Raw genomic sequence first — 24,577 nt, 5'->3', positions numbered from 1 at the left:
AATGGACGCGGTCGCGGGCATATGTATCTTTCAGGCAGGGCGGGGCATCCGCCGATTCTCTCATATCGGCCTTGCGGCAGCTTTCACGGAAAATCAAGCAGCTGCGCTACGTCCTACAGCGGATCTATGTCGCCCTGTGCTCGCTGTGCCTCGAATTGCGTGACAAATCCGGCCAGCTGTCCCGCCGCGATCGCCTCGCGCAGACCGACCATCAGCTCTTGGAAGTAATGCAGGTTGTGCCAGGTCAGCAGCATCCCCGAGATCATTTCCTGCGCGCGAAAGACGTGATGCAGATAGGCGCGCGAATAGCCGGTGCAGGCCGGGCAGGTGCAATCAGCATCCAGCGGGCGCGGATCGTCGGCATGGCGGGCGTTCTTGATATTGACCTGACCGCGCCGGGTCCAGGCCTGCCCCGTGCGCCCCGAGCGTGAGGGCAGCACGCAATCCATCATGTCGACGCCGCGCACCACGGCACCGACGATGTCGTCGGGCTTGCCCACACCCATCAGGTAGCGCGGCTTGTCTTCGGGCAGGAAACCGGGGGCATAGTCCAGCACGCTGAACATCGCCTCTTGCCCCTCGCCCACGGCAAGGCCGCCGATGGCATAGCCGTCAAAGCCGATGCCCTTCAGCGCCTCGGCCGATTCCTCGCGCAGATCGCGGGTCACGCCGCCCTGCATGATGCCGAAAAGCGCATGTCCGGGCCGGTCGCCAAAGGCGTCGCGACTGCGCTGCGCCCAGCGCATCGACATGCGCATGGATTTGGCGACCTCATCTTCGGTCGCGGGCAGCGCCGGGCACTCGTCAAAGGCCATGACGATGTCCGAGCCCAGATCGCGCTGGATCTGCATGCTGGTTTCGGGCGACAGGAAATGGCGCGAGCCATCGACATGGCTGGCGAAGGTCACGCCGTCCTCGGTCAGCTTGCGCAGGCTGGACAGCGACATGACCTGAAAACCGCCGGAATCGGTCAGGATCGGGCGTTGCCAGTTCATGAACTTGTGCAACCCGCCCAGCCGGGCGATGCGTTCGGCGCCGGGGCGCAGCATTAGGTGATAGGTATTGCCCAGCAGGATGTCGGCGCCGGTGGCGCGCACCGATTCGGGCAGCATCGCCTTGACCGTGGCGGCGGTGCCGACCGGCATGAAGGCAGGGGTGCGGATCTCGCCCCGGGGGGTCTGGATCACGCCGGTGCGGGCATGGCCGTCGGTGGCCGAGACGGAAAACTGGAATCTGTCGCTCATGCCCGCGCACATAGGCGGTTTGCGGGCGGGATGCAAAGCCGAGCTATGCCATCGTCGCGCGCAAGAGTCTCGCACGGCCCGGCGGAATGGCGCGAATCTCCAGCCCGGTAAAGACATGCAGCGTGTCCATCTGGGCATCGACCACGGCATGGTCGCTGACCCAGCCGCCCATCGCCAGATAAGAGCGCAGCAGCGGCGGCATCTCGGCCATGGCGGCGCGGGGGTCGGGCCGCCTCAGGCGCAGGGCACGGGCAAAGCGGAACACGTTCGGCGCCTTGACCCGCGGCAGCCAGCGTTTCGGCGCCAGATGCCGTTCGCGCAGCATGGCAAAGGCATCGGCATAACCCTCGGTATCGGTGCCGATGAAACTGGAACAACCAAAGAGCAGCGCCACCTGCTGTTCATCGACATGCCGCGCAAGCGCGCCCCAGGCCAGCCGCAGGATATCGGGATCATGCCATTCGGGATGGATGCAGAACCGGCCCAGCTCGACCATGCGCCCCGAGAAATCACGCAAACGTGACAGGTTGTAATAGCGCGCCGAATAGCTGTCGCCGATCTGGGCGCCGCTTTCCAGCGTCAGCATCCGAAAACAGGCCACCATCACGCCCGAGGCGGTCTCGCGAATCACCACATGGCTGCAGCGGCTATCGTAATCATCGGCATCCAGCGCGTCGGGCTGGTCAGTTGCGGCATTGCGGCCCAGAAAGCACAACCAGCGCAACCTTTGGGATTCCCTTATTTCACCCTCGGTTGTGGCGGCCAGGACCTCGTAGCGACCCTTGCGGAACGGCATCATGCTTCCCTTGCCCCATGTCTCGGAAAGGCGCCGACCGGCGGTCGCCTTGTTCCAGCCCTCCTTGCGCCTATCTTGTAACAGCCGTGCATCAGAATGAAGGGCCAAGATGACAGATCACGTGACGAAATCCGACGCCGAGTGGCGGGCCCGGCTGGACCCGGAAACCTATCGCGTCACCCGGCAGGCCGGGACCGAACGACCGTTCTCGCATCCCGGCTTTCCCAACGGGCCGGGCCATTACGAATGCACCTGCTGCGGCGCGCGGTTGTTCGAGGGCGATGCCAAGTTCGAAAGCCATTGCGGCTGGCCCAGCTTTTCGCGGCCGGGCGGCGCCATCGACGAACATCGCGACACCACCCATGGCATGTTGCGCACCGAAGTCCGCTGCCACCGCTGCGACGCGCATCTGGGCCATGTCTTTCCCGACGGGCCGCCGCCCACCGGGCTGCGCTATTGCATCAACGGCGTGGCGCTGCGCTTTGTCGCGGATCCTGCGCCGACCGCTTGACCGGCGCCCCGCCCCTGCGATCAGTCGGCCAGCAGATCGCTGGCCGACACCCGACCGACGTTGCCCATCAGCTGGCGCAGCAGGCCGATATTGGTCACGCCCGAATCGGTGACGCGGCGCGACAACGTCACCACCTGCCCGCGCTCCAGCCCGAAACGTTCGATATTGGTGACGGTGCCATTGCCGTCAAAGCTGACAGCCAGCACCTGCCGCTCGATCTCGCGCGGCTGGCGCGGGCCATAGGTTTCCCAGCGCGAGCCGACGTAATACCATGCCGATCCGGTCAGCAGCCCCTGCGCCGAGGGCCGGCCGATCATCCCGTCCAGCTCGGACTGGTTGGTCTTGCCGACCACCACCTGCGCCAGCTGATCCTCGGGCGGCACATAGCCGTGGTTCTGGTAGGTCGCCTGACAAGCGGCCAGCGCTGCGGGCAGAACCAGTGCGAAGGCCATGATCCGGCGGCGGGAAATGTTCATCTTGCACCTGTTTCTTGCGCAGCTGTTGACGCCGCGGGACCGACTTAGCAAACTCATGCCCCGCGCTCAAGAATATCCCAGTAACGGGAAGTTTCCCCGGAAAGGCAAGCCGATGTCGCAAAACCCACGCACCCAGAGCCGCTATCGCGTGGCCCAGCTGAACCCGCGCCAGCCGACGGCCTTCGCGCTTGCCCCCGATGCCGAGGCCCGCGCGGCCATCGCGGCCGAACTGGGCCTGCTGTCCCTGCCCGCCCTGCGCTTTCAGGGCGAGATCCGCCCCGCCCCCAGCGAGGCATGGGAAGTGGTCGGCCGGATGCAGGCCAAGATCAGCCAGCCCTGCGTGGTGACGCTGGCCCCGGTCAAGACCAGCCTCGACGAAGAGGTGCATCGCGTCTTTTCTCCGCATGCGACCGCCCCCGAGGCTGATGAGGCCGAGATGGGCGACGAGGATCTGGAGCCCTTGGGCGCCGTCATCGACATCGAGGCGATCATGATCGAGACGCTGACCCTTGCCCTGCCGCTTTATCCGCGGGCCGAGGGCGCGGCGCTGGACAGCAGCGACGACACCCCCTTCGAGGAAGAGGGCCGCAAGCCCTTTGCCGGGCTTGCGGATCTGCTCAAGCAACGCGATCCGAACTAGCGCTGACGCTCGCGCCAGTCGGGATCCATCTCGGGGCCAAGGTTCAGCGGCGCCAGCATCCCCTGCCCCAGCACGTGATCGGCGGCCTTTTCGCCGGTCATGATCGAGGGCGCGTTCAGGTTGCCATTGGTGACGCGCGGAAAGATCGAGCTGTCGGCCACGCGCAGCCCCTCGACGCCGATCACCCGCAGTTCGGGATCGACCACCGCCATCTCGTCATCCGACCGCCCGACGCGGGCGGTGCCGCAGGGGTGAAAGGCCGATTCGGCATGTTCGCGGATAAAGGCGTCGATCTCGGCATCGGACTGAACGCCCGCGCCGGGCTGGATCTCGTAGCCCTTGTATTCGGCAAAGGCCGACTGCTCGAATATCTCGCGCGTCAGCCGCACGCAGGCGCGGAACTCGGCCCAGTCGTCGGGATGCGACATGTAGTTGAAGCGGATCTCGGGCGCCTGTTTGGGATCGCTCGATTTCAGCCGCACCGTGCCGCGCGATTTCGACCGCATCGGCCCGACATGGACCTGAAAGCCATGGCCCTCGGCCGCGGCCTTGCCGTCATAGCGCACCGCCAGCGGCAGGAAGTGATACTGGATGTCGGGATATTCAACCCCCGGCTGCGAGCGGATGAAGCCGCAGCTCTCGAACTGGTTCGAGGCGCCAAGCCCGGTCCCCGTCGCCATCCATTGCGCCCCGATCGAGCCCTTGCCCCACAGGTTCCAGTGCTTGTAAAGCGTGATCGGCTGGGTCGCGGTATATTGCATATAGATCTCAAGGTGATCCTGCAGGTTCGACCCCACGCCCGGCCGGTCGGCCCTGACCTCGATGCCATGTTCGCGCAAGTGATCCGCCGGCCCGATGCCGGACAGCATCAGAAGCTTGGGCGTATTGATCGAACTCGCCGACAGGATCACCTCATGTTTCGCGCGGAACACATTGACGCCTCGGGTATTCCGGACCTCGACGCCCACCGCGCGGCCATCTTCGAACACCACGCGCTGCGCCAGCCCGCGCCGCAGACGCAGCCGGCCGGTCTCTTGCGCCGGGCGCAGATAGGCATTGGCCGCCGACCAGCGCCGGCCCTCCCAGATCGTCGCCTCCATGGCGCCGAAGCCTTCCTGGCGGGCACCGTTGTAATCGTCGGTCATCGCATAGCCGGCCTCGTTGCCGGCGCGGATGAAGGCGTTGAACAGAGGATTCTTGCGCGAGCCCCGGGTCACATGCAGCGGCCCCTCGGTGCCGCGATAGGCGCTTACCGCGCCATGCGAGGTCTCCATGCGCTTGAAATAGGGCAGCACATCGGCATAGGCCCAGCCCTGCGCGCCGCTTTCGGCCCAATGGTCGTAATCCTTGGCATGGCCGCGCACGAACACCATGCCATTGATCGAGGACGACCCGCCCACGACCTTGCCGCGCGGCGTCACCAGCCGCCGTCCGCCCAGATGCGCCTCGGGCTCCGAGGAAAACCCCCAGTCATAGCGGCGCATGTTCATCGGATAGCTCAGCGCCGCCGGCATCTGGATGAACGGCCCGACATCGCTGCCGCCATATTCGATGATATCGACGCGCTTGCCGGCCATCACCAGCCGATAGGCCAGCGCGCAGCCGGCCGAGCCGGCGCCCACGATCACGTAATCCGGGATCATGCCCGATCTCCCTGACCCGAAGCCGCGTGTTTCACCATTTTCCAAATACCCATGCCGAGCTTGCCGCCGGCCCGAGGCCGATCAATAGGGCGCATCGACGCCTCCCGTCGCGACATAGACCGATTTCAGCTGCGAATAATGCTCGATGGCTGCGGCCGAGTTCTCGCGCCCGAAACCCGACAGCTTCACCCCGCCGAAGGGCGCCTCGACCGGGGTCAGGTTATAGGCATTGATCCAGGTCGTGCCCGCCTGCAACGCCGCAGCCATACGGTGGCCGCGCGCCAGATCGCGGGTGAACACCCCCGCCGCCAGCCCATAGGGCGAGGCATTGGCCCGCGCCACCACCTCGGCCTCGTCGGCGAAGGACAGGACCGACATGACCGGGCCAAAGATCTCTTCGCGCACGATGAACATCTCGTCGCCGGCATCGGCGAATACGGTCGGCGGCACAAAGGCGCCCTCGCCCTGCCCGCCGCAGACCAGCCGCGCGCCCTCGGCCTCGCCCTTGGCGATGGCCGCACGGATCTTGCCGGCCTGAACCGGGCTGACGATGGGGCCGTGCTGAGTGTCCTCATCCAGCGGATCGCCGATCTTCACGCTTTCCAGCCGCTGCGACAGCCGTTCAAGAAAGGCCGGCAGAATGCCCTCTTGCACGAACACCCGCGTCCCGTTCGAGCAGATCTGCCCCGAGGAATAGAAATTCGCCAGAATCGCCGCGCCGACCGCGTCTTCCAGACTCGCGTCGTCAAAGATCACCAGCGGCGACTTGCCGCCCAGCTCCATGGTGACATGGCGCATGCCCTCGGCAGCGGCCGCATAGACCTTTTGCCCGGTCGCGACCGAGCCGGTCAGCGAAACCTTGGCGACCAGCGGATCGGTGACCAGCGCCGCGCCCACCGCGCCGCGCCCCTGCACGACGTTGAAGATGCCGGCAGGCAGACCGGCCTCGGTCAGGATCTCGGCCAGTTTCAGCACCCCCAGAGGCGTTTCCTCGCTGGGCTTGAAGACCATGGCATTGCCCATGACCAGCGCCGGCGCCGCCTTCCAGCAGGCGATCTGGCTGGGATAGTTCCATGCGCCGATGCCGGCGCAGACGCCCAGCGCCTCGCGGATCGTATAGACGAAATCGCCACCCAGCGGGATCATCTGCCCGGTCACGGTGGCGGCCAGCCCGCCGAAATATTCCAGCGCATCCGCGCCCGAGGGCCAGTCGGCAACGCGGGTTTCCTGAATCGGCTTGCCAGTGTCCATGGTTTCCAGAAGCGCCAGTTCCTCGGCACGCTCGCGGATGATCTGGGCGGCGCGGATCAGCACCCGGCCACGCTCGATCGGGCGCAGCGCGGCCCATGCCGGTTGCGCGGCGGCGGCGGCGGCGGTCGCCTCGGCCACCTGCGCGGTCGAGGCCTCGCGCAGGCTGGCGATCACCTCGCCGGTATAGGGGTAATGCACGGCCAGCTCGGCGCCCTGGCCTTCGACCGCGACACCGTTGATGTAAAGGCTGGCCTTCGGTTGCGCATCGGGGGCGGCTAGAACGGTCATGGCAACACTTTCTCCAGATAGGCCAGGATCAGGCGCTCGGCCTCGACCCCGTCGATTTCGTCAGACAGCGCCGCGCGCAGATAGACCCCGTCGATCAGGGCCCCAAGCGTTCGGGCGATATTCGTGGCATCAAGGCCGGTCAGTGGCCGCAGCGCGGCCACCAGATTCGAGCGCAGGCGGCGGTGATAGATCCGCAAAAGCCGGGCCGCCTCGGGGTCGACCAGCGCAAGGGCATAGAAATTCAGCCAGGCTGCGATGGTCTCGCGTTCAAAGTTCGCCCCGCCAAAGCTGGCGTGGACGATGGCGTAAAGCCGGCCTCGGGGCGAATCGCTGCTGCCCAGCGCGGCAAGGGTGGTTTCGCGATACTGACTCAGGATATGCCGCATCGCAGCAAGAAAGATTCGCTCCTTGGAGCCGAAGTAATGATGGGCCAGAGCCGTGGACATGCCAGCTTCGCGCGCGATTTGCGCAACGGTGACGTCGAGCGAGCCCTTCCGCCCGACTGTCGCAATCGTAGCGTTGATCAGAGCCGCCTTTCGGATAGGCTCTGCACCAAGCTTAGGCATTTCGGGTTCCTATTCTATGAGGGGGCCTGCGATCACCCGAGCTAGCCGCATTTTGATTGACTCGTCAATCAAGAAACGCCTTAATCGGCACAGTTCAAAAACAGGGAGCTCAAGATGACATTTCGCCGCACTGCCGCATCGCTTGCCCTCGGACTATCGCTTGGTCTGACGGCAACCGGCGCGGCATGGGCCGAGGAACCGGCCTCTTGCCGCGAGGTCGTGTTCTCGGATGTCGGTTGGACCGATATCACCTCGACCACCGCGCTGGCATCGACCGTGCTGCAGGCGCTGGGTTACAAGACCGAGACCAAGATCCTGTCCCTGCCGGTGACCTATACCGCCATGGCCAAGAATGACGTGGACGTGTTCCTTGGCAACTGGATGCCCAGCCAGCTGAACGACCTGAAGCCCTATCAGGACAGCGGCACCGTCGAGACGCTGCGCACCAACCTGACCGGCGCGAAATACACGCTGGCCACCAACGAGGCCGGCGCGAAACTGGGCATCGACGATTTCTCCAAGATCGCCGCACACAAGGCCGATCTGGACGGCAAGATCTACGGCATCGAGCCGGGCAATGACGGCAACCGCCTGCTGCTGGAGATGGTCGCTGACAACAAGTTCGACCTCGGCACCTTCGAGATCGTCGAAAGCAGCGAACAGGGCATGCTGGCGCAGGTCGCCCGCGCCGACAGTTCGGACAAGCCGGTGGTCTTTCTGGGCTGGGAGCCGCATCCGATGAACACCCAGTTCAAGATGACCTATCTGTCGGGTGGCGACGACGTCTTTGGCCCCGACTTCGGCGGTGCCCGCGTCGATACCAACATCCGCGCCGGCTATGCCAAGGAATGCCCGAACGTCGGCAAGTTCCTGTCCAACCTCGAATTCACCCTGCAGATGGAAAACGAGGTCATGGGCAAGATCCTGAACGACGGCGAGGACGGCGCGACCGCGGCCAAGGAATGGCTGAAGGCCAATCCCGATGCGGCCAAGCCCTGGCTCGCGGGTGTGACCACCTTTGACGGCGGCGATGCTGTCGCGGCGCTGGACAAGGCTCTGGCGGAATGATCGCTTGCCTGTGCGGCGGGCAAAAGCCCGGCCAGGCGATTTCGGCGGGAGCGGCATCGGCCGCTCCCCGGCCCGCTGTCCGGCAGGACGGCCGGGCCCCCTCCCGCCGCGCGGCCGCGACCGCAGGCGGGCAACGAACCTGCCATGTGAAGCCCGGCAAGCCCCCCTGCCACGTGCCCCATGGCCAGCCCATTCCGGCCGCAGCCCGTCACGGGCGGCCATCGACTCAGCCCCGCCCCGCGCCCTGCCGCCCCACCCGGGGACGGTTTTGCCGGGCCAGCGGGCCCTATGCATGATTTCTTCTGGGAACAGCCCGCAAAGGCGGCGACACTGTTCCCCAGTGCACTGACGGACTGACGACTCCGCCATTCAGAGCAACCCGGGCCGCCTCAGTGCCCGCCAGAACGGTAGCAAAGGACGCATGGACCAACTTACCGCGCTAATAACCGATACGAAGATCCCGGTCGGCAAGACCGCCAAGGCGATCTTCGACTGGTTGAACGCCCATGCCGCGTTCATCTTCAATGCCATATCCAAGGCCCTTGACGGGCTGATCAATGGCATCCTTGCCGTCCTTGATTTCCCGCATCCGCTGATCTTTACCCTGCTGATGGTGGTGCTGACCTGGGCGCTGCAACGCAATTGGAAGACCTGCCTGCTGATCGCGCTGGGTTTCCTGTTCGTGCTGAACCAGGGCTATTGGGACGAGATGATGCAGTCGCTGACGCTGGTGCTGTCGGCCTGCGTCGTCTGCATGGCCATCGGCGTGCCGATCGGCATCGCCTGCGCCCACCGTCCCCGGCTTTACGCATGGATGCGCCCGGTGCTGGACTTGATGCAGACGCTGCCGACCTTTGTCTATCTGATCCCGGCCATCGTGTTCTTTGGCATCGGCATGGTGCCCGGCCTGATCGCCACGGTGATCTTCGTGCTGCCGGCGCCAATCCGGCTGACGCATCTGGGCATCTCGTCCACGCCGCAATCGCTGGTCGAGGCCGCCACCGCCTTTGGCGCCACGCCCCGCCAACTGCTGTGGAAGGTCGAGCTGCCCTCGGCTGCGCCGCAGATCATGGCCGGCCTGAACCAGACCATCATGCTGTCGCTGTCGATGGTGGTGATCGCGGCGCTGGTTGGCGCCTCGGGTCTGGGCGTGCCGGTGGTGCGGGCGCTGAACAGCGTGAACACCGCTTTGGGCTTCGAAAGCGGCTTCATCATCGTGATCGTCGCCATCATGCTGGACCGGATGCTGCGCGTGGGGAAACACAATGACTGAACGCAATGCCGTCGAATTCGACAATGTGAACATCGTCTTTGGCGAAAGCCCCGAGGCCGCCCTGCCGCTGATGGATCAAGGTCTGGCGCGTGGCCCGATCAAGGCCGAAACCGGGCAAGTGCTGGGCGTGCACAATTGCTCGCTGAACGTCAAAGAGGGCGAGATCCTTGTGCTGATGGGCCTTTCGGGCTCGGGCAAGTCCACGCTGCTGCGCGCGGTCAACGGGCTGAACTCGGTCTGTCGCGGCGAGGTGCGGGTCTGGGACGGCGACCGCATGGCCTCGGTCAGCAAGGCGCGCGGCGCCGAGCTGCGCCGCCTGCGCCGCGAACGCATCGCCATGGTGTTTCAGCAATTCGGCCTGCTGCCCTGGCGCACGGTGCGCGAAAACGTGGGCCTCGGGCTGGAGCTGGCCGGGGTGCCTGCGGCAGAACGCGCCAAGCGCGTCGATGGGCAGCTGGCCACGGTGAACCTGACCGAATGGGCCGACCGCAAGGTGGGCGATCTGTCAGGCGGGATGCAGCAGCGCGTGGGTCTGGCCCGCGCCTTTGCCACCGAGGCGCCGATCCTGCTGATGGACGAGCCCTTCTCGGCGCTGGACCCGCTGATCCGCACCCGGCTGCAGGACGAGCTGCTGGAATTGCAGCAACGCTTCCAGCGCAGCATCGTCTTTGTCAGCCACGACCTCGACGAGGCCTTCCGCATCGGCAACCGCATTGCCCTGATGGAGGGCGGCCGTATCGTGCAGGTCGGCACCGCGCGCGAGATCATCGCCAACCCGGTCGATGCCTATGTCGAGGATTTCGTCGCCCATATGAACCCGCTGGGCGTGCTGACCGCCGAGGACATGGCCGAGCCCGGCGAGTCCTTCGGCGAGCCGGTCGGCCGCGACACGCCGATCCGCGAGGTCATGCGCAAGATGACCGAAACCGGCGCGGAATCGCTGGCGCTGATCGGCGGCGGCCGCATCACCCAGCAGGGCATCCTGACCCGGCTGGTCGCCCCCGGCGCCCGTTCGGGCGGCGCGGCCGAGATGTGATGTTCGCACGCCCCGCCCGGCGCGGGGCGTGTCAGGTTGCCTGCGCGCGGCGCTGCACGGCCTCGCGCCATGTGATGTAGCAGATCGCGCCGATCATCACCCCGCCGCCCAGAATGACCCAAGGGTCCACCGGCTCGGCAAAGACCAGCGCCCCCAGCAGGCTGGCCCAGATCAGCTGCAAGAACACCACCGGCTGCGTCACCGTCAAAGGCGCGGCGACAAAGGCCCGCGTCATCGCGTAATGCCCGGCGGTGGCGAACAGCGCCGTCGCCGACAGCACCACACATTGCAGCAGGCTGGGCGGCACCCAGTCCAGCGCCGCGATCGGCGCCAGCCCCAGCGTCACCACCAGCGACATCATCGCCACCACGACCGAGGCAGGCACCAGCCCCGCCAGCCGCTTGGCCACCAGATAGGACGATCCGAATGCGACCGAGGCGCCCAGCTGCGCCAGATGCCCCGGCTCCAGCACCCGCAGCCCCGGCCGCAGCACGACCAGCGCCCCGGCCAGCGCCACCGCAATCGCCATTCCCCGCCGCCACGAGATCCGCTCGCCCAGCAACAGCGTCGCGCCGACGGTGACCACGATCGGGTTCAGAAAGCCGATGGCGGTGACCTCAGCCACGGTGATGCGTGCCATGGCATAGAACCACAGGATCACCGCGACCACATGCAGCGCCCCGCGCAGCAGGAACAGCTGCCAGACCGGCGCCGGAAAACCGCGCCGCAGCGCCGGAGCCAGCACCGGCAGCAGAAACACCAGCCCGATGGCAAAGCGCAGAAAGGCGGCCTCGGGCGCGGGCAGCGCCTGACCCAGCCAGCGCACCGTGCCATTGACGCCGACAAAGGACAGGCCGGCGGTCAGCATCCAGCCGATGCCGATCAGGTCCTGCCGGGTCTGTGGGGATATGCTCATACGCCCAGTCCTGCCCCGCGCCGCGCGCCGGCGCAAGCTCAGCCGTGCACCATCAGCCCCAGAGCGATGGACCACATCACCAATCCCACCAGCAGATCGAGCACCCGCCACGCCACCGGACGGGCGAACAGCGGCGACAACCAGCGCGCGCCATAACCCAGCGCAAAGAAGAACAGGATCGAGGCGGTGACTGCCCCGGCGATGAAGCCGCCCTTGTCCTCCCAGCGCGCCGAAATCGCGCCCAGCAGCACCACCGTATCCAGCCAGACATGCGGGTTCAGCCATGTCAGCGCCGCCAGAACCGCCAAAGTGGCCCAAAGCCCCGCCGCCCCCTCGCCCGCCCGCAGCGCCGCCGAGCCGCGCCAGGCGGCAGCAAAGGCCCGCGCGCCATAGATCAGCAGGAACGCCGCCCCGCCCCAGCGCATCGCCGCCAGAAACCCCGGCGCCTGCGCGGCGATGGCACCCGCGCCCAGCACACCCGCGCTGATCAGCACCGCATCCGAGACCGCGCAGAACGCACAGGTCGCCAGCACATGCCGTCGCATCAGCCCTTGTTTCAGGACAAAGGCGTTCTGCGCGCCAATGGCGACGATCAGGGACAGGGACGCGGCCAGACCGGCAAGATAGGCATTCATCAGGATCTCCTTCTCCACCTCTCTTGCCGTAGCGCCGCGGATCAGACAAATTCATAATCCTGAACCAGATTAAGCTTTCCTGATGCTCGACTACCCCGCCCTCGCCGCCCTGTCCGAGATCCTGCGCCTCGGCTCCTTCGAGGCCGCAGCCAGCAGCCTCGGCGTGACGCCCTCGGCCATCTCACAGCGCATCAAGACGCTCGAGGAACGCATGGGCGAGGTGCTGATCCATCGCGGCCCCCCGGCGCGCGGCACCGACAAGGCGCTGCGGCTGGTGCAGCATCTCGATCAGGTGCGGCTTCTGGAACGCCAGCTTGCCCCGCAGGACCGCCCGACGCTGCTGCGCCTTGCGGTCAATGCCGACAGCCTCGCGACGTGGTTCTTGCCGGTGCTCGGTGCGCTCGACCTGATCTATGACCTCGTGCTGGACGATCAGGATCATTCCCGCGACTGGCTGCGTCAGGGCCAGGTTTCAGCCGCGATCAGCGCGGAGCCGCAAGCGGTCCCCGGCTGCGACGTGATCGCGCTTGGCAGGATGCGCTATCTCGCCATGGCGACGCCCGCCTTCATCGCCCGGCATTTCCCCGATGGCCCGACCGAGGCTGCCCTGCGCGCCGCACCGGCAGTCATCTTCAACCAGAAGGACGCCGCCCAAAGCCGCTGGGCCGAGGCGCTGACCGGCCGCCGCCTGCACCTCTCCGGCCACCGCATCCCCGCCTCCGAGGCCTTCGCACAGGCCGTGGCGCTTGGCCTTGGCTGGGGCATGATCCCCGAGGCGATGATCCGCCCCGGCCTCGCCCCGCTCTCGCCCCTGCCCCTTGACGTCCCGCTTTACTGGCACATCCAGCGCGCCCTGAAACCGGCGCTCGCCCCCCTGACCGCCGCGATACGAAAAAGGGCCGCAGCAGAACTGCGACCCTGATTTCACCGTTTTCCAAATACCCCCGCCGGAGGCGTCACTCCAGTTGGGCCGCGACATCCTCGGGAATGTCGAAGTTGCCGGTGACGTTCTGCACGTCGTCATCTTCTTCCAGGGCATCCAGCAGCTTCATCAGCTTTTGCGCGGTCTCCAGATCGATTTCGGTCGGGGCCTGCGGCTTCCAGATCAGCTTGGCGGATTCGGATTCGCCCAGCGCCCCCTCAAGCGCGGTCGAGACCTCGGCCAGATCGGTGTCGGTGGTATAGATCCAGTGACCTTCCTCGTCGCTCTCGACGTCCTCGGCCCCGGCTTCCAGCGCGGCCATCATCACCGTGTCGGCATCGCCCACGCTGGCGGGATACATGATCTCGCCCTTGCGGTCGAACATGAAGCTGACCGAGCCGGTCTGCCCCATATCGCCGCCGTATTTGGTGAAATACGAACGCACGTTCGACGCAGTGCGGTTGCGGTTGTCGGTCATCGCCTCGACGATGATCGCGATGCCGTTCGGGCCATAGCCTTCGTAACGGATCTCGTCATAGTTCTCGGCATCGCCACCTTGCGATTTCTTGATGGCGCGGTCGATCACGTCCTTGGGGACCGAGCTCGACTTGGCTTCCTTGACCGCCAGACGCAGGCGCGGGTTCTTCTCGGGGTCAGGATCGCCCATCTTGGCGGCGACGGTGATTTCTTTGGCCAGCTTCGAAAACAGCTTCGAGCGCAGCTTGTCCTGCTTGCCCTTGCGATGCTGGATATTGGCCCATTTGCTATGGCCTGCCATGGTGTGTCCCGGTGTTCATATGGATTATCGCAGGCGCTTTTAGGCGGCGCGGCGCGAAATCGCAAGTCTAGCCCTGATGCCGGCCCACCTCGGCCAGCACGTAAAGCCGCAGCGCGGTGGCCAGGCCCACCTCGGGCGGGCGCTTGCTGTCGATGGCGGAAATCAGCATGGCGACGGTCTGCCCGTTGTCGCGGGCGATGCCGCGCAATTCGCGCCAGAACGCATCCTCAAGGCTGACCGAGGTGCGATGGCCGCCGATGGTCACCGAGCGTTTGACCGGCGGTGACATGGCGGGCAGATCAGGCATCGGGCGCGTCATCCTCGTGCCGGTGCTGGTCCAGATGCCGGGCGGCACGGGCCTTGTCGTCAGCTTCGGCCTGCTTCTGCGCCTTGCTGCGGCCGAATTTCGCGGCGTTCTCGTCACCCTGCTTGCGGGCGGCGTCACGGGCGGCGCTTTTACGCGCCACCCGCAGGTTCACAATATTGCTGGGACCCTTGCCGGTCACATCAATCCTCGGGACCGACCATCTGTTCGGGGCGGACGACCCGATCAAAGGTCTCGCCATCGACCAGACCCAGATTGATCGCCTCTTCGCGCAGGGTGGTGCCGTTCTTGTGCGCGGTCTTGGCGACCTTGGTGGCGTTGTCATAGCCGATGGTCGGCGCCAGCGCGGTCACCAGCATCAGCGATTCTTTCATCAGCTTGTCGATGCGCGGAATGTTGGCCTGCGTGCCGACGACCATGTTGTCGGTGAACGAACCCGCCGCATCGCCCAAGAGCTGCATGGATTGCAGCACGTTGTAGGACATCATCGGATTATAGACGTTCAGCTCGAAATGGCCCTGCGAGCCGGCGAATGTCACCGCCGCGTCATTGCCCATGACATGGGCGCAAACCATGGTCAGCGCCTCGGCCTGGGTCGGGTTGACCTTGCCCGGCATGATCGAGGAACCGGGCTCGTTTTCCGGCAGGATCAGCTCACCCAGACCCGAGCGCGGGCCGGACCCCAGCAGCCGCATGTCGTTGGCGATCTTGAACAGGCTCGCCGCCACCGTCTTCAGCGCGCCCGAGAAGAACACCATCGCGTCATGCGCGGCCAGCGCCTCGAACTTGTTCGGCGCGGTGACGAAAGGCAGATCGGTGATCTTTGCGATTTCCGCCGCAATCGCCACGTCCCAGCCCTTCTTGGTGTTCAGCCCGGTGCCGACAGCGGTGCCGCCCTGGGCCAGTTCATAGATATCACCCAGCGCCAGCTTGACGCGCTCGATGCCCTTGGCGACCTGATGGGCGTAGCCGCCGAATTCCTGACCCAGGGTCAGGGGCGTCGCATCCTGCGTGTGGGTGCGACCGATCTTGATGATGTCCTTGAATTCCTCGGACTTGGCGACCAGCGCCTTGTGCAGCTTTTCCAGACCGGGGATCAGCACGTCGCGGGCATGCATCCCGATCGCCACGTGCATGGCGGTCGGGAAGGTATCGTTCGAGGACTGGCCCATGTTGACATGGTCATTGGGGTGCACGGGCTTCTTGCTGCCCTTTTCGCCGCCCAGAATCTCGATCGCGCGGTTCGAGATCACCTCGTTGGCGTTCATGTTCGACTGCGTGCCCGAGCCGGTCTGCCAGACGACCAGCGGGAAGTTGTCGTCGAACTTGCCCGCAGCCACTTCCTGCGCGGCCTGAACCATCGCATTGCCCAGCTTGGGGTCCAGCTTGCCGGTGGCCATGTTCACCTGCGCCGCCGCCTGCTTGATGATGCCCAGCGCGCGAATGATCGGCACCGGCTGTTTTTCCCAGCCGATGGGGAAGTTGATGATCGAGCGCTGCGTCTGCGCGCCCCAGTATTTATCGGAAGGAACCTCAAGCGGGCCAAAGCTGTCGGTTTCGGTGCGGGTCGTGGTCATCGTATCATCCCTCACGGTTTCGCCATGGCTTTTAGCCCCTGCCCGTCGGTTTCGCAATTAGTATGCGAAAGTATGCAGTTACCGCTCACGCCGGCTGGCGGAACACATAGACCCGCGCCGGCGGCAGATTGGCCCAGATCCGGCGGCTTTTCTCGTGAACCAGTCTAAAACGCGCCCGCACCGTCTCGGACAGGGGTGCCACGGGGCCATAGGTGATCTGCACGAAAGGCGCGCCGGGTTTCATCATCGACAGCGCCGCGCCGACGATGGCCGCCTGCAATTCATCCGGCATCGGCAGGGTCGGCACGCCCGAGATCACCGCATCCAGATCGCCGCGCCCGACATTGACCATCTCTTGCGCCGGCAGGTTATGAACCCGCGTGCCCGGGAACCGCTCGCGCAGCCGGCCGCAGAAGGCGGCGTTCAGCTCGTAAAGCTCCAGCCGTTCGGGCGGCAGGCCATGGGCCAGAATGGCCTGGGTGATGGTGCCGGTGCCGGCACCGATCTCGGCCACTGCGGCCATCTGCGGCGTGACCAGCCGCGCCATTTCGCGCGCCGTGGCGCGGCCGGTGGGCGCAATGGCCCGGATTTCCGAGGGTCGGCGCAGAAACTGACCCAGAAACAGCGACAGATCGGACAAGGCGGCCTCCAGCTTGTTGCCGAAGACCGCCCTATTGCGTGCCGATGACAGGGATATGACGTCTTTACTTGCGCCACTTGTCCAAGCTGACCACCTCGGCCCCGCCCTTGGGCGGTTCTTCGACGGCGGTCTCGATCTCGTCGGCCAGATCCTCGTCCTCTTCGTCCTCATCCTCGTCGTCGGGATGGTTTTCAAAGCGCAGGCCGAATTCGACCGAAGGATCGACGAAGGTGCGCAGGGCGTCGAAGGGAATATACAAAGGCTCGGGCGAATCGCCGAAATTCAGCGTAATGCCAAAGCCTTCGCGGGTGACTTCCAGATTGTCGAACCAATGCTGGATGACAATGGTCATTTCCTCGGGATAACGCTCACGCAGCCAGTCGGCCATCTGCACGTCGGGATCGCGGGTATCGAAGGTGATAAAGAAATGATGCTCGCCCGGCAGACCCTCGACGGCCACCGCCTGCAAGACTTCGGCGATCAGTCCCTGCAGAGCCCGGCTCATCAACCCGCCGTAATCGATTCCGCGCGCCATCGGCGTCCCCCTTCTTTTCGAGGGCCAGCATAGGGCTTTGTCACACGATGAAAAGCCCCAAGCGCCGCCGGCGTCCAGATGCGCGCGCGCCCGCGCGGATCGGCTGTGTGCCTGCGTGAATCGCCCGTTTCGGCTGCGCGAAAACGCGCGCCGGGACGGCAGGAAACGATGTTTCGAAGAAAGGAAAATGGCGCGGTTGACGGGGCTCGAACCCGCGACCCCCGGCGTGACAGGCCGGTACTCTAACCAACTGAGCTACAACCGCGCTTTTCTTGGTGATTTCTGGAAATGATGGCGCGGTTGACGGGGCTCGAACCCGCGACCCCCGGCGTGACAGGCCGGTACTCTAACCAACTGAGCTACAACCGCGCAAACCATTTCCCCGGATCACCCTCCGGAGTGCGGTGGGGTTTACGCATGGGGGCCGGCGCCGTCAAGGCCGATATTCAGAAAAACGCAAAAGGGGCGCCGCAACCGGGCGCCCCTTGCCGTTTCAACCGGCGGAACCAGTTATTTCCGCACGGTTTTTTCGTCGAAATCCGGCAAAGCCTGCAGCTCTTGCTTGGTGTAGTTGGTGGCAAAGAACGTGTCATTGCCCACCGTCACCAGATGGATCGCATCGACGCCCAGCAGCACCTTCTTGGCGCCGATGCCCAGAAAACCGCCGATATCGGCGATGTAGCCCACGACTTGCGTGCCCGAATCGTCCAGCACCACGTCATTCACCTTGGCGATGTCCTGCCATTCGACAGGGCGTTCCTCCAGCGCGGGATCGACCCATTCGGTCGAGGAGGGCTGGTTGGTGGTCCAGATCCGGCGGCTGGTGATCCACGAGCCGAGCTGCCCCGGATCGGCCTCGGAAATCGCCGGGGCGTTCACGTCGGGGGCCACCACCGGCGCCTCGGTCGCGGCAGCCACCGCCGAGTCGGCGGCCGCAGCGGCTGCGGCTTCGGCGCTGTCGGCGGCAGCGGCCGCGTCATCGGCAGCCTTCTCCCCCATGTCCGAGGCGGCAGCGGCGGCATTGTCGACGGCGGCGGCCGCCGCATCGGCCGCATTATCGGCAGCGGCGGCGGCTTCGTCGGCGGCCTGTGCGGCTGCTGCCCCGGCCTGATCGGCTGCGGTTTCGGCCGCGCCCCGCGCCTGATCCGCCGCCTGCTTGGCTGCGGTGGCGGCGCTCTCGGCCGCCGCATTCGCGTCGGGCTGCGTTGCCGTCTGGGCATAGGCCGGAGAGATCAGGGCCAGTGCGGTCGCGGCAATAACGAGAGGTTTCATGGACATGGCAACTCCGCTTGTCGTTTAGAGAGACGGCCGCAGCCGTCGATCCCGCCTCAACGCCGGCAAACGTGGCATCGTTCCCCCGCCGGGGCGGATTGGCCGATCACATTCCGCCGCTGCGTGGATGGCTGATGCGGCCACCGCAGACAGGATCCGGCGCCCCCGTCGTCCCCGGCCCCGAGGTCGGCAGGCCGCGCAGCACCCTGACCGCCAGCCAGCCAAAGGCCTGCGCCTCCAGCATATCGCCATCGAGCCCGGCGACCTCGACCGGGGCCACCGCGCAGGACAGCCGCGCCGCCAGCGCCGCCATCATCGCCGCATTGTGACGCCCGCCGCCGCAGACCAGAACCTGCGCGGGCGGCGCAGGCACCAGCGCGATGCCCGCCGCCACCGCCGCCGCCACCGCATGGGTCAGCGTGGCCGCCGCATCGGCATCGGCCAGATGCGCGACATCCAGCCAGCCGGCAAAGGCGTCGCGGTCCAGCGATTTCGGCAGCGGCCGGGCGAAATGCGGATGGGTCAGAAAACGGGCGACGACCGCCTGATCCGGCTGGCCCGACAGCGCCAGCGCGCCGCCCTCGTCCCGCACCCGCCCGAAGCGCGCCCGCATCAGATCGTTCAGCGGCGCATTGGCCGGGCCGGTATCGAAGGCGATACAGGCCCCCGGCGCCTCGGGCGCGGGCGCGGCCGGATCGACCACGGTCAGATTGCCGACGCCGCCAAGGTTCAAAAACCCCACCGGCCCCGGCGGCAACAGCCCCTGCCCCATCGCCCATTGCGCACAGGCCCAGTGAAAGAACGGCGCCAGCGGCGCGCCCTCACCGCCCCGGCGCACGTCCTCGCTGCGGAAATCCCAGACCACCGGGCGATCAAGCCTACGCGCCAAAGCCGCGCCATCGCCGGCCTGATGCGTGCCCCGGCCCGCGGGATCATGCGCCAGCGTCTGGCCGTGATAGCCGACCAGTTCGGCCTCGGGGAAAGTCTCGGCCAGATCGGCATGGGCTGCAATCGACAGCGCCGCCGCCTCGGCCACATCCGGCCCGCCCGGCCATTGCCCCAAGGCGCCATGCAGCAGGCCCGATTCATTGCCGGAATAGGCGCGATAGGCGCTGCGGCCAAAGCCTGCGATGCGCGTGCCATCGGTTTCGATCATCGCCGCATCCACCCCGTCCAGCGAGGTGCCCGACATCATGCCCAAAGCCCGGATCATCACGCTTTCCCTTTTTCCGTCCAAACGGTATACCGCCGCCATTCGAAAGGAACAGCCCATGACATACCGTGCCAAATCCGAATTCCTGCATGTGATGATCGAACGCGGCTATCTGGCGGATTGCACCGACCTGCAATCGCTGGATGAGGCGCTGATCGACGGATCGGTGACGGCCTATATCGGCTATGACGCGACGGCGGCCTCGCTGCATGTCGGGCATCTGCTGAACATCATGATGCTGCGCTGGTTCCAGAAAACCGGCAACAAGCCGATCACCCTGATGGGCGGCGGCACCACCAAGGTGGGCGATCCCAGCTTCCGCAGCGAGGAGCGCCCGCTGCTGACCCCCGACGCCATTCAGGCCAATATCGACGGCATGCAGCAGGTCTTTGCCCGTTACCTCGATTACGGCGACGGCAAGGCGATGATGCTGAACAATGCCGAGTGGTTGAACGATCTGAACTATCTGGATTTCCTGCGCGACATCGGGCGGCATTTCAGCGTCAACCGGATGCTGTCGTTTGAATCGGTGAAGTCGCGGCTGGACCGGGAACAATCGTTGAGCTTTCTCGAGTTCAACTACATGATCTTGCAGGCTTATGATTTCCTTGAGCTGAACCGCCGCTATGACTGCAAGCTGCAGATGGGCGGCTCGGATCAATGGGGCAATATCATCAACGGCATCGACCTGACCCGGCGCGTGCTGGACCACGAGATCTTTGGCCTGACCTCGCCTTTGCTGACCACCAGCGACGGGCGCAAGATGGGCAAATCGGCAGGCGGCGCGGTCTGGCTGAACGGCGCGATGCTGTCGCCCTACGAATTCTGGCAGTTCTGGCGCAATACGACCGATGCCGATGTCGGCCGCTTCCTGAAGCTTTACACCGAGCTGCCGGTCGCGGAATGCGAGCGCCTTGGCGCGCTGTCGGGGTCCGAGATCAACGCCGCCAAGGTGATTTTGGCCAATGAGGTGACAAGCCTTCTGCACGGCGCAGATGCCGCCGCCAGCGCCGAGGCCACCGCCCGCGAAGTCTTTGAACAGGGCGGTGCCGGCGGCGATCTGGAGGTCGTGACCGTTGGCGCGGACGCCCTGCCCGTTTCCGTGGTGCAGCTGTTGGCCCAGACCGGCATTGCGTCATCCGGCAAAGAGGCCAAGCGCCTCATCGCCGAGGGCGGGCTGCGCCTGAACAACGAGCCGGTCAGCGATCCGCAACTGACCGTGGACGCCGGCCTGATCGGAGACGGGCTGAAGGTCTCGGTCGGCAAGAAAAAGCACCGCATGGTGCAGCTGGGATAAGCACAGGGGCCGGGGCGAAAGCTCCGGCCCCTGTCTTTCGCGATCGGGCTGGCGGCGCAAAGGCTGCCGTCAAGCGCCGCGCCAGGCCCGGGTAGTGCCGCCGGGCAGCCTTATCGGGACCGTCATGACACAGCCGACCCCAGAAGTGCCGGCCGCCGCCCGGCCCGCCATTCCCGTCACCGTCTGGATGCTTGGGTTCGTCAGCCTGCTGATGGATGTCTCGTCCGAGATGATCAATGCGCTGCTGCCGCTGTATCTGGCCGGCGGGCTGGGCGCCTCGGCCTTGGCCATCGGCTTTATCGAGGGGCTGTCGGTCGCCATCGCCACGGTGACGAAATTCCTTTCGGGCGTCATCTCGGACATCAGCCGCCGCGCCAAGCCGCTGGCGGTGCTGGGCTATGGGCTGGGGGCGCTGTCGCGGCTGATCTTTCCATGGGCGGCAAGTCTGGACCAGATCGTGCTGGCCAAGGCGCTGGACCGGGTCGGCAAGGGCATCCGGGGCACGCCGCGCGACGCCATCGTCGCCGCCGTCAGCCCACCCGAGATCCGGGGTGCCAGCTTTGGCCTGCGCAAATCGCTGGATACCGTCGGCGGTTTCGTCGGGCCGCTGGTCGCGGTCGGCGCGATGATCCTGATGGCGGGCGATATCCGTTCGGTGTTCTGGATCGCCGTCCTGCCCGCCCTGCTGTGCATGATCGTGCTGGTGTTTTGCGTGCATGAACCCGAGGGGCTGCGCCCTGCGCGGCGCGGCGGCTTTCGCCTGCGCGATGCGCTGCGGCTGAACCGGGCGGTCTGGGTGGTGATCGGGCTGGCCTCGGTCATCATGCTGGCCCGCTTCAGCGAGGCTTTCGTGCTGCTCAAGGCGCTGGAGGCGGGATTCACCCCGGCATGGGTGCCGCTGGCACTGGTCATCATGCATGCCGCCTATGGGCTGACGGCCTATCCGGTGGGCCGGCTGTCGGACCGGATAGGCGGCTCGGGCCTGCTGCTGTGCAGCCTTGGTTTCCTGATCGCGGCGCATCTGACCCTCGCCCATGCCGGGGCGATCTGGGTCTATGTGCTGGGCACAGTGCTTTGGGGGCTGCACATGGGGTTCTCGCAGGGGCTGCTGGGCGCGATGATCGCGGCGGCGACGCCCGATCACCTGAAGGGCAGCGCCTTTGGCACCTTCAATCTGGTGACCGGGCTGGTGGTGCTGATCGGAAACACGCTGGCCGGCTGGCTGTGGCAGGGGCTGGGATCGGCTGCACCGTTTCTGGCCGGAGCCGCGCTGTCGGTTCTGGCGATGATCGCGCTTGCCGCAGGGCTGGGCCGATCCGGCGCACGCCGAGCAACGGTCTGAGGGCATCTGCGGCGGCGCGCCAAGGCCGGGCCAGCACCCGAGACAGCTGGCCATCGGGCAATACTGGTGACCCCGACAGAAGGGCCATCATTGCGAAATATCATGGCCTTGCTCTGGAAACCGTCGCGCGGGCCTATCACCAAGATTCAATGCGTTACAGGCTACTCTGGAAACCGTTCTACCCCATCCACGGAGGAACGACAGTATGAGCCGGTTCACCCGCTTTTCCGCCGATGAGATCGAGAGGCGGCGCCTCGCATCGGTTGCAGAGATGAAAGCCCGAGACCGAGCCGAGTTCGACCGACGATACCAGGAAGCCTGCGACACCGAGTATTGGCGCTATGGCCAGTGCTGTGCCGGGTGCGACCATTGGCGCAGCGATATGGGCTGGTCTGGCCAGTGCGCGGCGGCCGGGATCGTATCTGGCAAAGACGTGATGCAGTCGATAGGCGCGATCTGGTCGAGCTATACGCCGCCGCCTGGACTGCCCTACACCCGCCAGGATTTTCATTGCGGCAAATTCATCGACACGTTCGATTGGTCCACGCTGGACCCCGATTACCTCACACGCATCGGCGCCGTGCGGGACGGCTCGTTGCGGCCGAAGCCCACCCACCCCTAGATCACCAAGGAGAGGACATGAGCGACGACCTGATCGAGATGCAGCGCCGCATCGACACGCTGTCAAGGATGCTGCAAGAGGATCAAGATGACCTAGCCCGCCTGCGCGCCGAGGTGGAGCGGCTGAAAGCTCAGCGCGACGTGGCCTCTCATAATGCCCGCCATTACGCTGACCTTTGCGTGGCCGCCGAGACCGCCCTATCCGACGAGCGCCGGCACGCGGACGAGATGGCGAGGGCGGCCGAGATGCTGGACACCCACGCCGTAGCGATCCACGACGCCGACGGCAAATGCTACAGCGTCAGAGCCAGGGACTATGCGCGGCTCTTTGACGCCCTCGCCCAGCACCGCGCTCGCCGTCAGAGCTGACGTGTCATCAGATCGCTGATCTGCGAACATGAGCGGCGGGACGTGTTAACCGCAGCCAGCATCCATCTGATCCAGCAGCCGCAGCCCCGCCCTTTGGCTCTGCGCGCCGCCGTCCTCGACCAACGCGGCGGCCAGCGCCTGCCGGCTCGTGCGCGTCCCGTCGCAGATCGCCGCGTCAGAGGCCTGCGTGTTTGCGCAGGCGTTCACGCACATCAGCATCAGACAGCTTGCCATGATCTTCCACCGCATCGATCTTCCCCCGCGTTTCGCGATATGCCTTGTCCTGCCGCGCCTGAGCGTCGGCCTTGCCCTGCGACCGGCCCCGGAGCCACGCCCCGAGGACGGCTGCCAGCGCGACGCCGAGGGCGGCGAGCCATGCTTGGATGCGGGCCAGCATCACGCACCCGTCCTGATCAGTCGGATCAGCACATAGGCCCCGGCCATCAACACCAGCCCGGCCAGCGCATAGGAAACCGGCCCCGAGCCTTGCAGTGTCCCGGTCAGACCCGCCAGCAGACCGCCGGCGGCGGTCAGCCCCTCGGGCGTTGCCAGCTTGGTCAGCGGCGACGGCGGCGCAGCCTCGACGGTGCGAGACGCCACGAAGCTGCCCTTGGCCCACAGGCCGGCCTCGGCCGCCCGGCGGTTGACCAGCCCCTGCATGGTCTTGCCGTCGTTCTTGACCCACTTCGCCAGCTGGCCCGGCACAGCGTCATAATCGCCCGCGTTTAGCCGCTTGAGCAGGGTCGATTTCGAGAAATTGCCCTGACCCACGTTGAACACGAAGCTGGTGAGCGCACCGCGCTGGCCGTCCGACAGCGGCACCTTGACCAGCCGCATGACGATAGCTTCCGCCTCGCCAAGGTCGTATTCCAGCGCCGCCTCGGCCTGATCCTGGGTGATCTTCTGGCCCTTGTAGACCTTCATGAACGCGTCCGAGGTGTGGCCGTAGCCGATGGTCCACGGGTTGCCGTCCTTACTGCCGGGATCGGGATATGCTTCCAGCCGCAGCCCCTCCCAGCGTTTGACGTGGTCCAGCGTCTCTTTGGCGATCGTCATTTCGCTGTCCTTTCCAGCTTGGCCTCGATCTTCCGCACGGTGTCGAGGATCAGGAGCAGCCGCTCGTCCTGCCGGGCGCTGATGGTTTCGATGGCCCGCACCCGTTCAGACAGGGCGGCGATGTTGGTGGCGTTCGCCTCGATGCGGGAGGCGTGATCGGCGATGCGCTGGTCCTGAGCCCCGATCCAGAACACGCCGGTGAAGAAAATCACCGCCATTCCGGCGAGCGACGCGGCGGTGGAGATCATGCTGCCGAGTGTGATGCGCTTGTCGATTTCAGCCATGGT

General features: G+C 65.9%; 29 protein-coding genes and 2 tRNA genes. 10 read left to right on the top strand and 21 right to left on the bottom strand.

Annotated elements, in window-relative coordinates; genetic code table 11:
- Positions 1–113 precede the first annotated feature (113 nt).
- Positions 114–1,244, bottom strand: coding sequence for a tRNA guanosine(34) transglycosylase Tgt (gene tgt, locus GL279_RS00615; RefSeq protein ID WP_155062665.1), 1,131 nt, complete (start codon positions 1,242–1,244; stop codon positions 114–116).
- A gap of 43 nt (positions 1,245–1,287) precedes the next feature.
- On the bottom strand, positions 1,288–2,043 hold the full coding sequence (locus tag GL279_RS00610) for a GNAT family N-acetyltransferase (RefSeq protein ID WP_155062664.1): 756 nt from the start codon (positions 2,041–2,043) through the stop codon (positions 1,288–1,290).
- Positions 2,044–2,149: 106 nt separating this feature from the next.
- On the opposite strand from GL279_RS00610, the gene msrB reads away from it, so the two are divergent.
- Positions 2,150–2,551 carry a peptide-methionine (R)-S-oxide reductase MsrB gene (msrB, locus tag GL279_RS00605; RefSeq protein WP_155062663.1) on the top strand — a complete coding sequence of 134 codons (402 nt, stop codon included), beginning with the start codon at positions 2,150–2,152 and terminating at the stop codon, positions 2,549–2,551.
- A 20-nt stretch (positions 2,552–2,571) separates the two neighbouring features.
- Here msrB and GL279_RS00600 read toward each other — a convergent pair whose 3' ends face one another.
- Complete coding sequence (locus GL279_RS00600) at positions 2,572–3,027, bottom strand: outer membrane protein assembly factor BamE (RefSeq protein WP_155062662.1); 456 nt, start codon at positions 3,025–3,027, stop codon at positions 2,572–2,574.
- Between the two features lie 112 nt (positions 3,028–3,139).
- Here GL279_RS00600 and GL279_RS00595 point away from each other — a divergent pair, with 112 nt between their 5' ends.
- The gene (locus GL279_RS00595) at positions 3,140–3,667 is read left to right on the top strand and encodes a YceD family protein (protein ID WP_155062661.1); all 528 of its coding nucleotides are present in this window, start codon (positions 3,140–3,142) and stop codon (positions 3,665–3,667) included.
- Here the strand turns inward: GL279_RS00595 and betA are convergent.
- The 3 genes from betA to betI all read right to left on the bottom strand — a co-directional run bounded on the left by betA (position 3,664) and on the right by betI (position 7,415).
- Entirely contained in the window at positions 3,664–5,310 is a 1,647-nt protein-coding gene (gene betA / locus GL279_RS00590) for a choline dehydrogenase (RefSeq protein WP_155062660.1), read from the bottom strand. The two genes, GL279_RS00595 and betA, sit on opposite strands and share 4 nt — an antisense overlap.
- Before the next feature lie 81 nt (positions 5,311–5,391).
- The gene (gene betB, locus GL279_RS00585; protein WP_155062659.1) at positions 5,392–6,849 is read right to left on the bottom strand and encodes a betaine-aldehyde dehydrogenase; all 1,458 of its coding nucleotides are present in this window, start codon (positions 6,847–6,849) and stop codon (positions 5,392–5,394) included.
- On the bottom strand, positions 6,846–7,415 hold the full coding sequence (gene betI / locus GL279_RS00580; RefSeq protein ID WP_155062658.1) for a choline-binding transcriptional repressor BetI: 570 nt from the start codon (positions 7,413–7,415) through the stop codon (positions 6,846–6,848). Before betI ends, betB begins: the two co-directional genes overlap by 4 nt.
- Positions 7,416–7,529: 114 nt before the next feature.
- Between betI and GL279_RS00575 the strand changes: the two genes are divergently transcribed.
- From GL279_RS00575 to choV, 3 genes are all read left to right on the top strand, one after another.
- Entirely contained in the window at positions 7,530–8,483 is a 954-nt protein-coding gene (locus GL279_RS00575; RefSeq protein WP_155062657.1) for a choline ABC transporter substrate-binding protein, read from the top strand.
- A gap of 421 nt (positions 8,484–8,904) precedes the next feature.
- On the top strand, positions 8,905–9,756 hold the full coding sequence (choW, locus tag GL279_RS00570) for a choline ABC transporter permease subunit (RefSeq protein WP_155062656.1): 852 nt from the start codon (positions 8,905–8,907) through the stop codon (positions 9,754–9,756).
- The gene (choV, locus tag GL279_RS00565) at positions 9,749–10,792 is read left to right on the top strand and encodes a choline ABC transporter ATP-binding protein (protein ID WP_155062655.1); all 1,044 of its coding nucleotides are present in this window, start codon (positions 9,749–9,751) and stop codon (positions 10,790–10,792) included. Before choW ends, choV begins: the two co-directional genes overlap by 8 nt.
- Before the next feature lie 31 nt (positions 10,793–10,823).
- Here choV and GL279_RS00560 read toward each other — a convergent pair whose 3' ends face one another.
- Positions 10,824–11,708 (bottom strand): DMT family transporter, encoded by an 885-nt coding sequence (locus GL279_RS00560; RefSeq protein ID WP_246175057.1) that lies wholly within the window; start codon positions 11,706–11,708, stop codon positions 10,824–10,826.
- Positions 11,709–11,746: 38 nt separating this feature from the next.
- The gene (locus GL279_RS00555; protein WP_155062654.1) at positions 11,747–12,343 is read right to left on the bottom strand and encodes a LysE/ArgO family amino acid transporter; all 597 of its coding nucleotides are present in this window, start codon (positions 12,341–12,343) and stop codon (positions 11,747–11,749) included.
- Between the two features lie 82 nt (positions 12,344–12,425).
- Here GL279_RS00555 and GL279_RS00550 point away from each other — a divergent pair, with 82 nt between their 5' ends.
- Entirely contained in the window at positions 12,426–13,265 is an 840-nt protein-coding gene (locus tag GL279_RS00550; protein ID WP_155062653.1) for a LysR family transcriptional regulator ArgP, read from the top strand.
- 34 nt (positions 13,266–13,299) lie between these two features.
- Here GL279_RS00550 and GL279_RS00545 read toward each other — a convergent pair whose 3' ends face one another.
- The 10 genes from GL279_RS00545 to GL279_RS00500 form a co-directional block, all read right to left on the bottom strand.
- Positions 13,300–14,043: a YebC/PmpR family DNA-binding transcriptional regulator gene (locus GL279_RS00545; RefSeq protein WP_155062652.1), complete on the bottom strand. Its 744-nt coding sequence runs from the start codon at positions 14,041–14,043 to the stop codon at positions 13,300–13,302.
- Between the two features lie 67 nt (positions 14,044–14,110).
- Complete coding sequence (locus tag GL279_RS00540; RefSeq protein WP_155062651.1) at positions 14,111–14,350, bottom strand: ribbon-helix-helix domain-containing protein; 240 nt, start codon at positions 14,348–14,350, stop codon at positions 14,111–14,113.
- A complete protein-coding gene (locus GL279_RS00535) occupies positions 14,343–14,549 on the bottom strand; it encodes a DUF4169 family protein (protein WP_343039675.1) in 207 nt (68 codons plus the stop codon). The genes GL279_RS00540 and GL279_RS00535 overlap by 8 nt, the downstream gene beginning before the upstream one ends.
- A 1-nt stretch (position 14,550) precedes the next feature.
- The gene (gene fumC / locus GL279_RS00530) at positions 14,551–15,945 is read right to left on the bottom strand and encodes a class II fumarate hydratase (protein WP_155062649.1); all 1,395 of its coding nucleotides are present in this window, start codon (positions 15,943–15,945) and stop codon (positions 14,551–14,553) included.
- 85 nt (positions 15,946–16,030) lie between these two features.
- A complete protein-coding gene (locus tag GL279_RS00525; protein WP_155062648.1) occupies positions 16,031–16,585 on the bottom strand; it encodes a class I SAM-dependent methyltransferase in 555 nt (184 codons plus the stop codon).
- A 64-nt stretch (positions 16,586–16,649) separates the two neighbouring features.
- Positions 16,650–17,120, bottom strand: coding sequence for an SspB family protein (locus tag GL279_RS00520; RefSeq protein WP_155062647.1), 471 nt, complete (start codon positions 17,118–17,120; stop codon positions 16,650–16,652).
- 188 nt (positions 17,121–17,308) lie between these two features.
- Positions 17,309–17,385: transfer RNA gene (locus GL279_RS00515), tRNA-Asp, on the bottom strand.
- Between the two features lie 27 nt (positions 17,386–17,412).
- Positions 17,413–17,489 (bottom strand) — tRNA-Asp (locus GL279_RS00510).
- A 141-nt stretch (positions 17,490–17,630) separates the two neighbouring features.
- The gene (locus tag GL279_RS00505; RefSeq protein ID WP_246175054.1) at positions 17,631–18,398 is read right to left on the bottom strand and encodes a PRC-barrel domain-containing protein; all 768 of its coding nucleotides are present in this window, start codon (positions 18,396–18,398) and stop codon (positions 17,631–17,633) included.
- A gap of 100 nt (positions 18,399–18,498) precedes the next feature.
- Positions 18,499–19,605, bottom strand: coding sequence for an anhydro-N-acetylmuramic acid kinase (locus GL279_RS00500; protein WP_155062646.1), 1,107 nt, complete (start codon positions 19,603–19,605; stop codon positions 18,499–18,501).
- Between the two features lie 58 nt (positions 19,606–19,663).
- On the opposite strand from GL279_RS00500, the gene tyrS reads away from it, so the two are divergent.
- The 4 genes from tyrS (at position 19,664) to GL279_RS00480 (ending at position 23,234) form a co-directional block, all read left to right on the top strand.
- A complete protein-coding gene (gene tyrS / locus GL279_RS00495; RefSeq protein WP_155062645.1) occupies positions 19,664–20,902 on the top strand; it encodes a tyrosine--tRNA ligase in 1,239 nt (412 codons plus the stop codon).
- Positions 20,903–21,026: 124 nt separating this feature from the next.
- A complete protein-coding gene (locus tag GL279_RS00490; protein ID WP_155062644.1) occupies positions 21,027–22,244 on the top strand; it encodes an MFS transporter in 1,218 nt (405 codons plus the stop codon).
- 205 nt (positions 22,245–22,449) lie between these two features.
- Positions 22,450–22,866, top strand: a complete 417-nt coding sequence (locus GL279_RS00485; protein WP_155062643.1) for a hypothetical protein — start codon at positions 22,450–22,452, stop codon at positions 22,864–22,866.
- 17 nt (positions 22,867–22,883) lie between these two features.
- Positions 22,884–23,234: a hypothetical protein gene (locus GL279_RS00480; protein ID WP_155062642.1), complete on the top strand. Its 351-nt coding sequence runs from the start codon at positions 22,884–22,886 to the stop codon at positions 23,232–23,234.
- A gap of 175 nt (positions 23,235–23,409) precedes the next feature.
- Here GL279_RS00480 and GL279_RS00475 read toward each other — a convergent pair whose 3' ends face one another.
- Genes GL279_RS00475 through GL279_RS00465 form a run of 3 tightly spaced genes read right to left on the bottom strand, consistent with a single transcriptional unit; the run spans position 23,410 to position 24,574 of the window.
- Entirely contained in the window at positions 23,410–23,631 is a 222-nt protein-coding gene (locus GL279_RS00475; RefSeq protein ID WP_155062641.1) for a hypothetical protein, read from the bottom strand.
- The gene (locus GL279_RS00470) at positions 23,631–24,290 is read right to left on the bottom strand and encodes a lysozyme (protein WP_155062640.1); all 660 of its coding nucleotides are present in this window, start codon (positions 24,288–24,290) and stop codon (positions 23,631–23,633) included. Before GL279_RS00470 ends, GL279_RS00475 begins: the two co-directional genes overlap by 1 nt.
- Entirely contained in the window at positions 24,287–24,574 is a 288-nt protein-coding gene (locus tag GL279_RS00465) for a hypothetical protein (RefSeq protein WP_155062639.1), read from the bottom strand. Before GL279_RS00465 ends, GL279_RS00470 begins: the two co-directional genes overlap by 4 nt.
- Between the last annotated feature and the right edge of the window lie 3 nt (positions 24,575–24,577).

Source organism: Paracoccus limosus, from assembly GCF_009711185.1.
Lineage (GTDB): Bacteria > Pseudomonadota > Alphaproteobacteria > Rhodobacterales > Rhodobacteraceae > Paracoccus > Paracoccus limosus.
The sequence above is the reverse complement of the archived record's forward strand: the minus strand, read 5'-3'. Positions and strand labels throughout refer to the sequence as shown.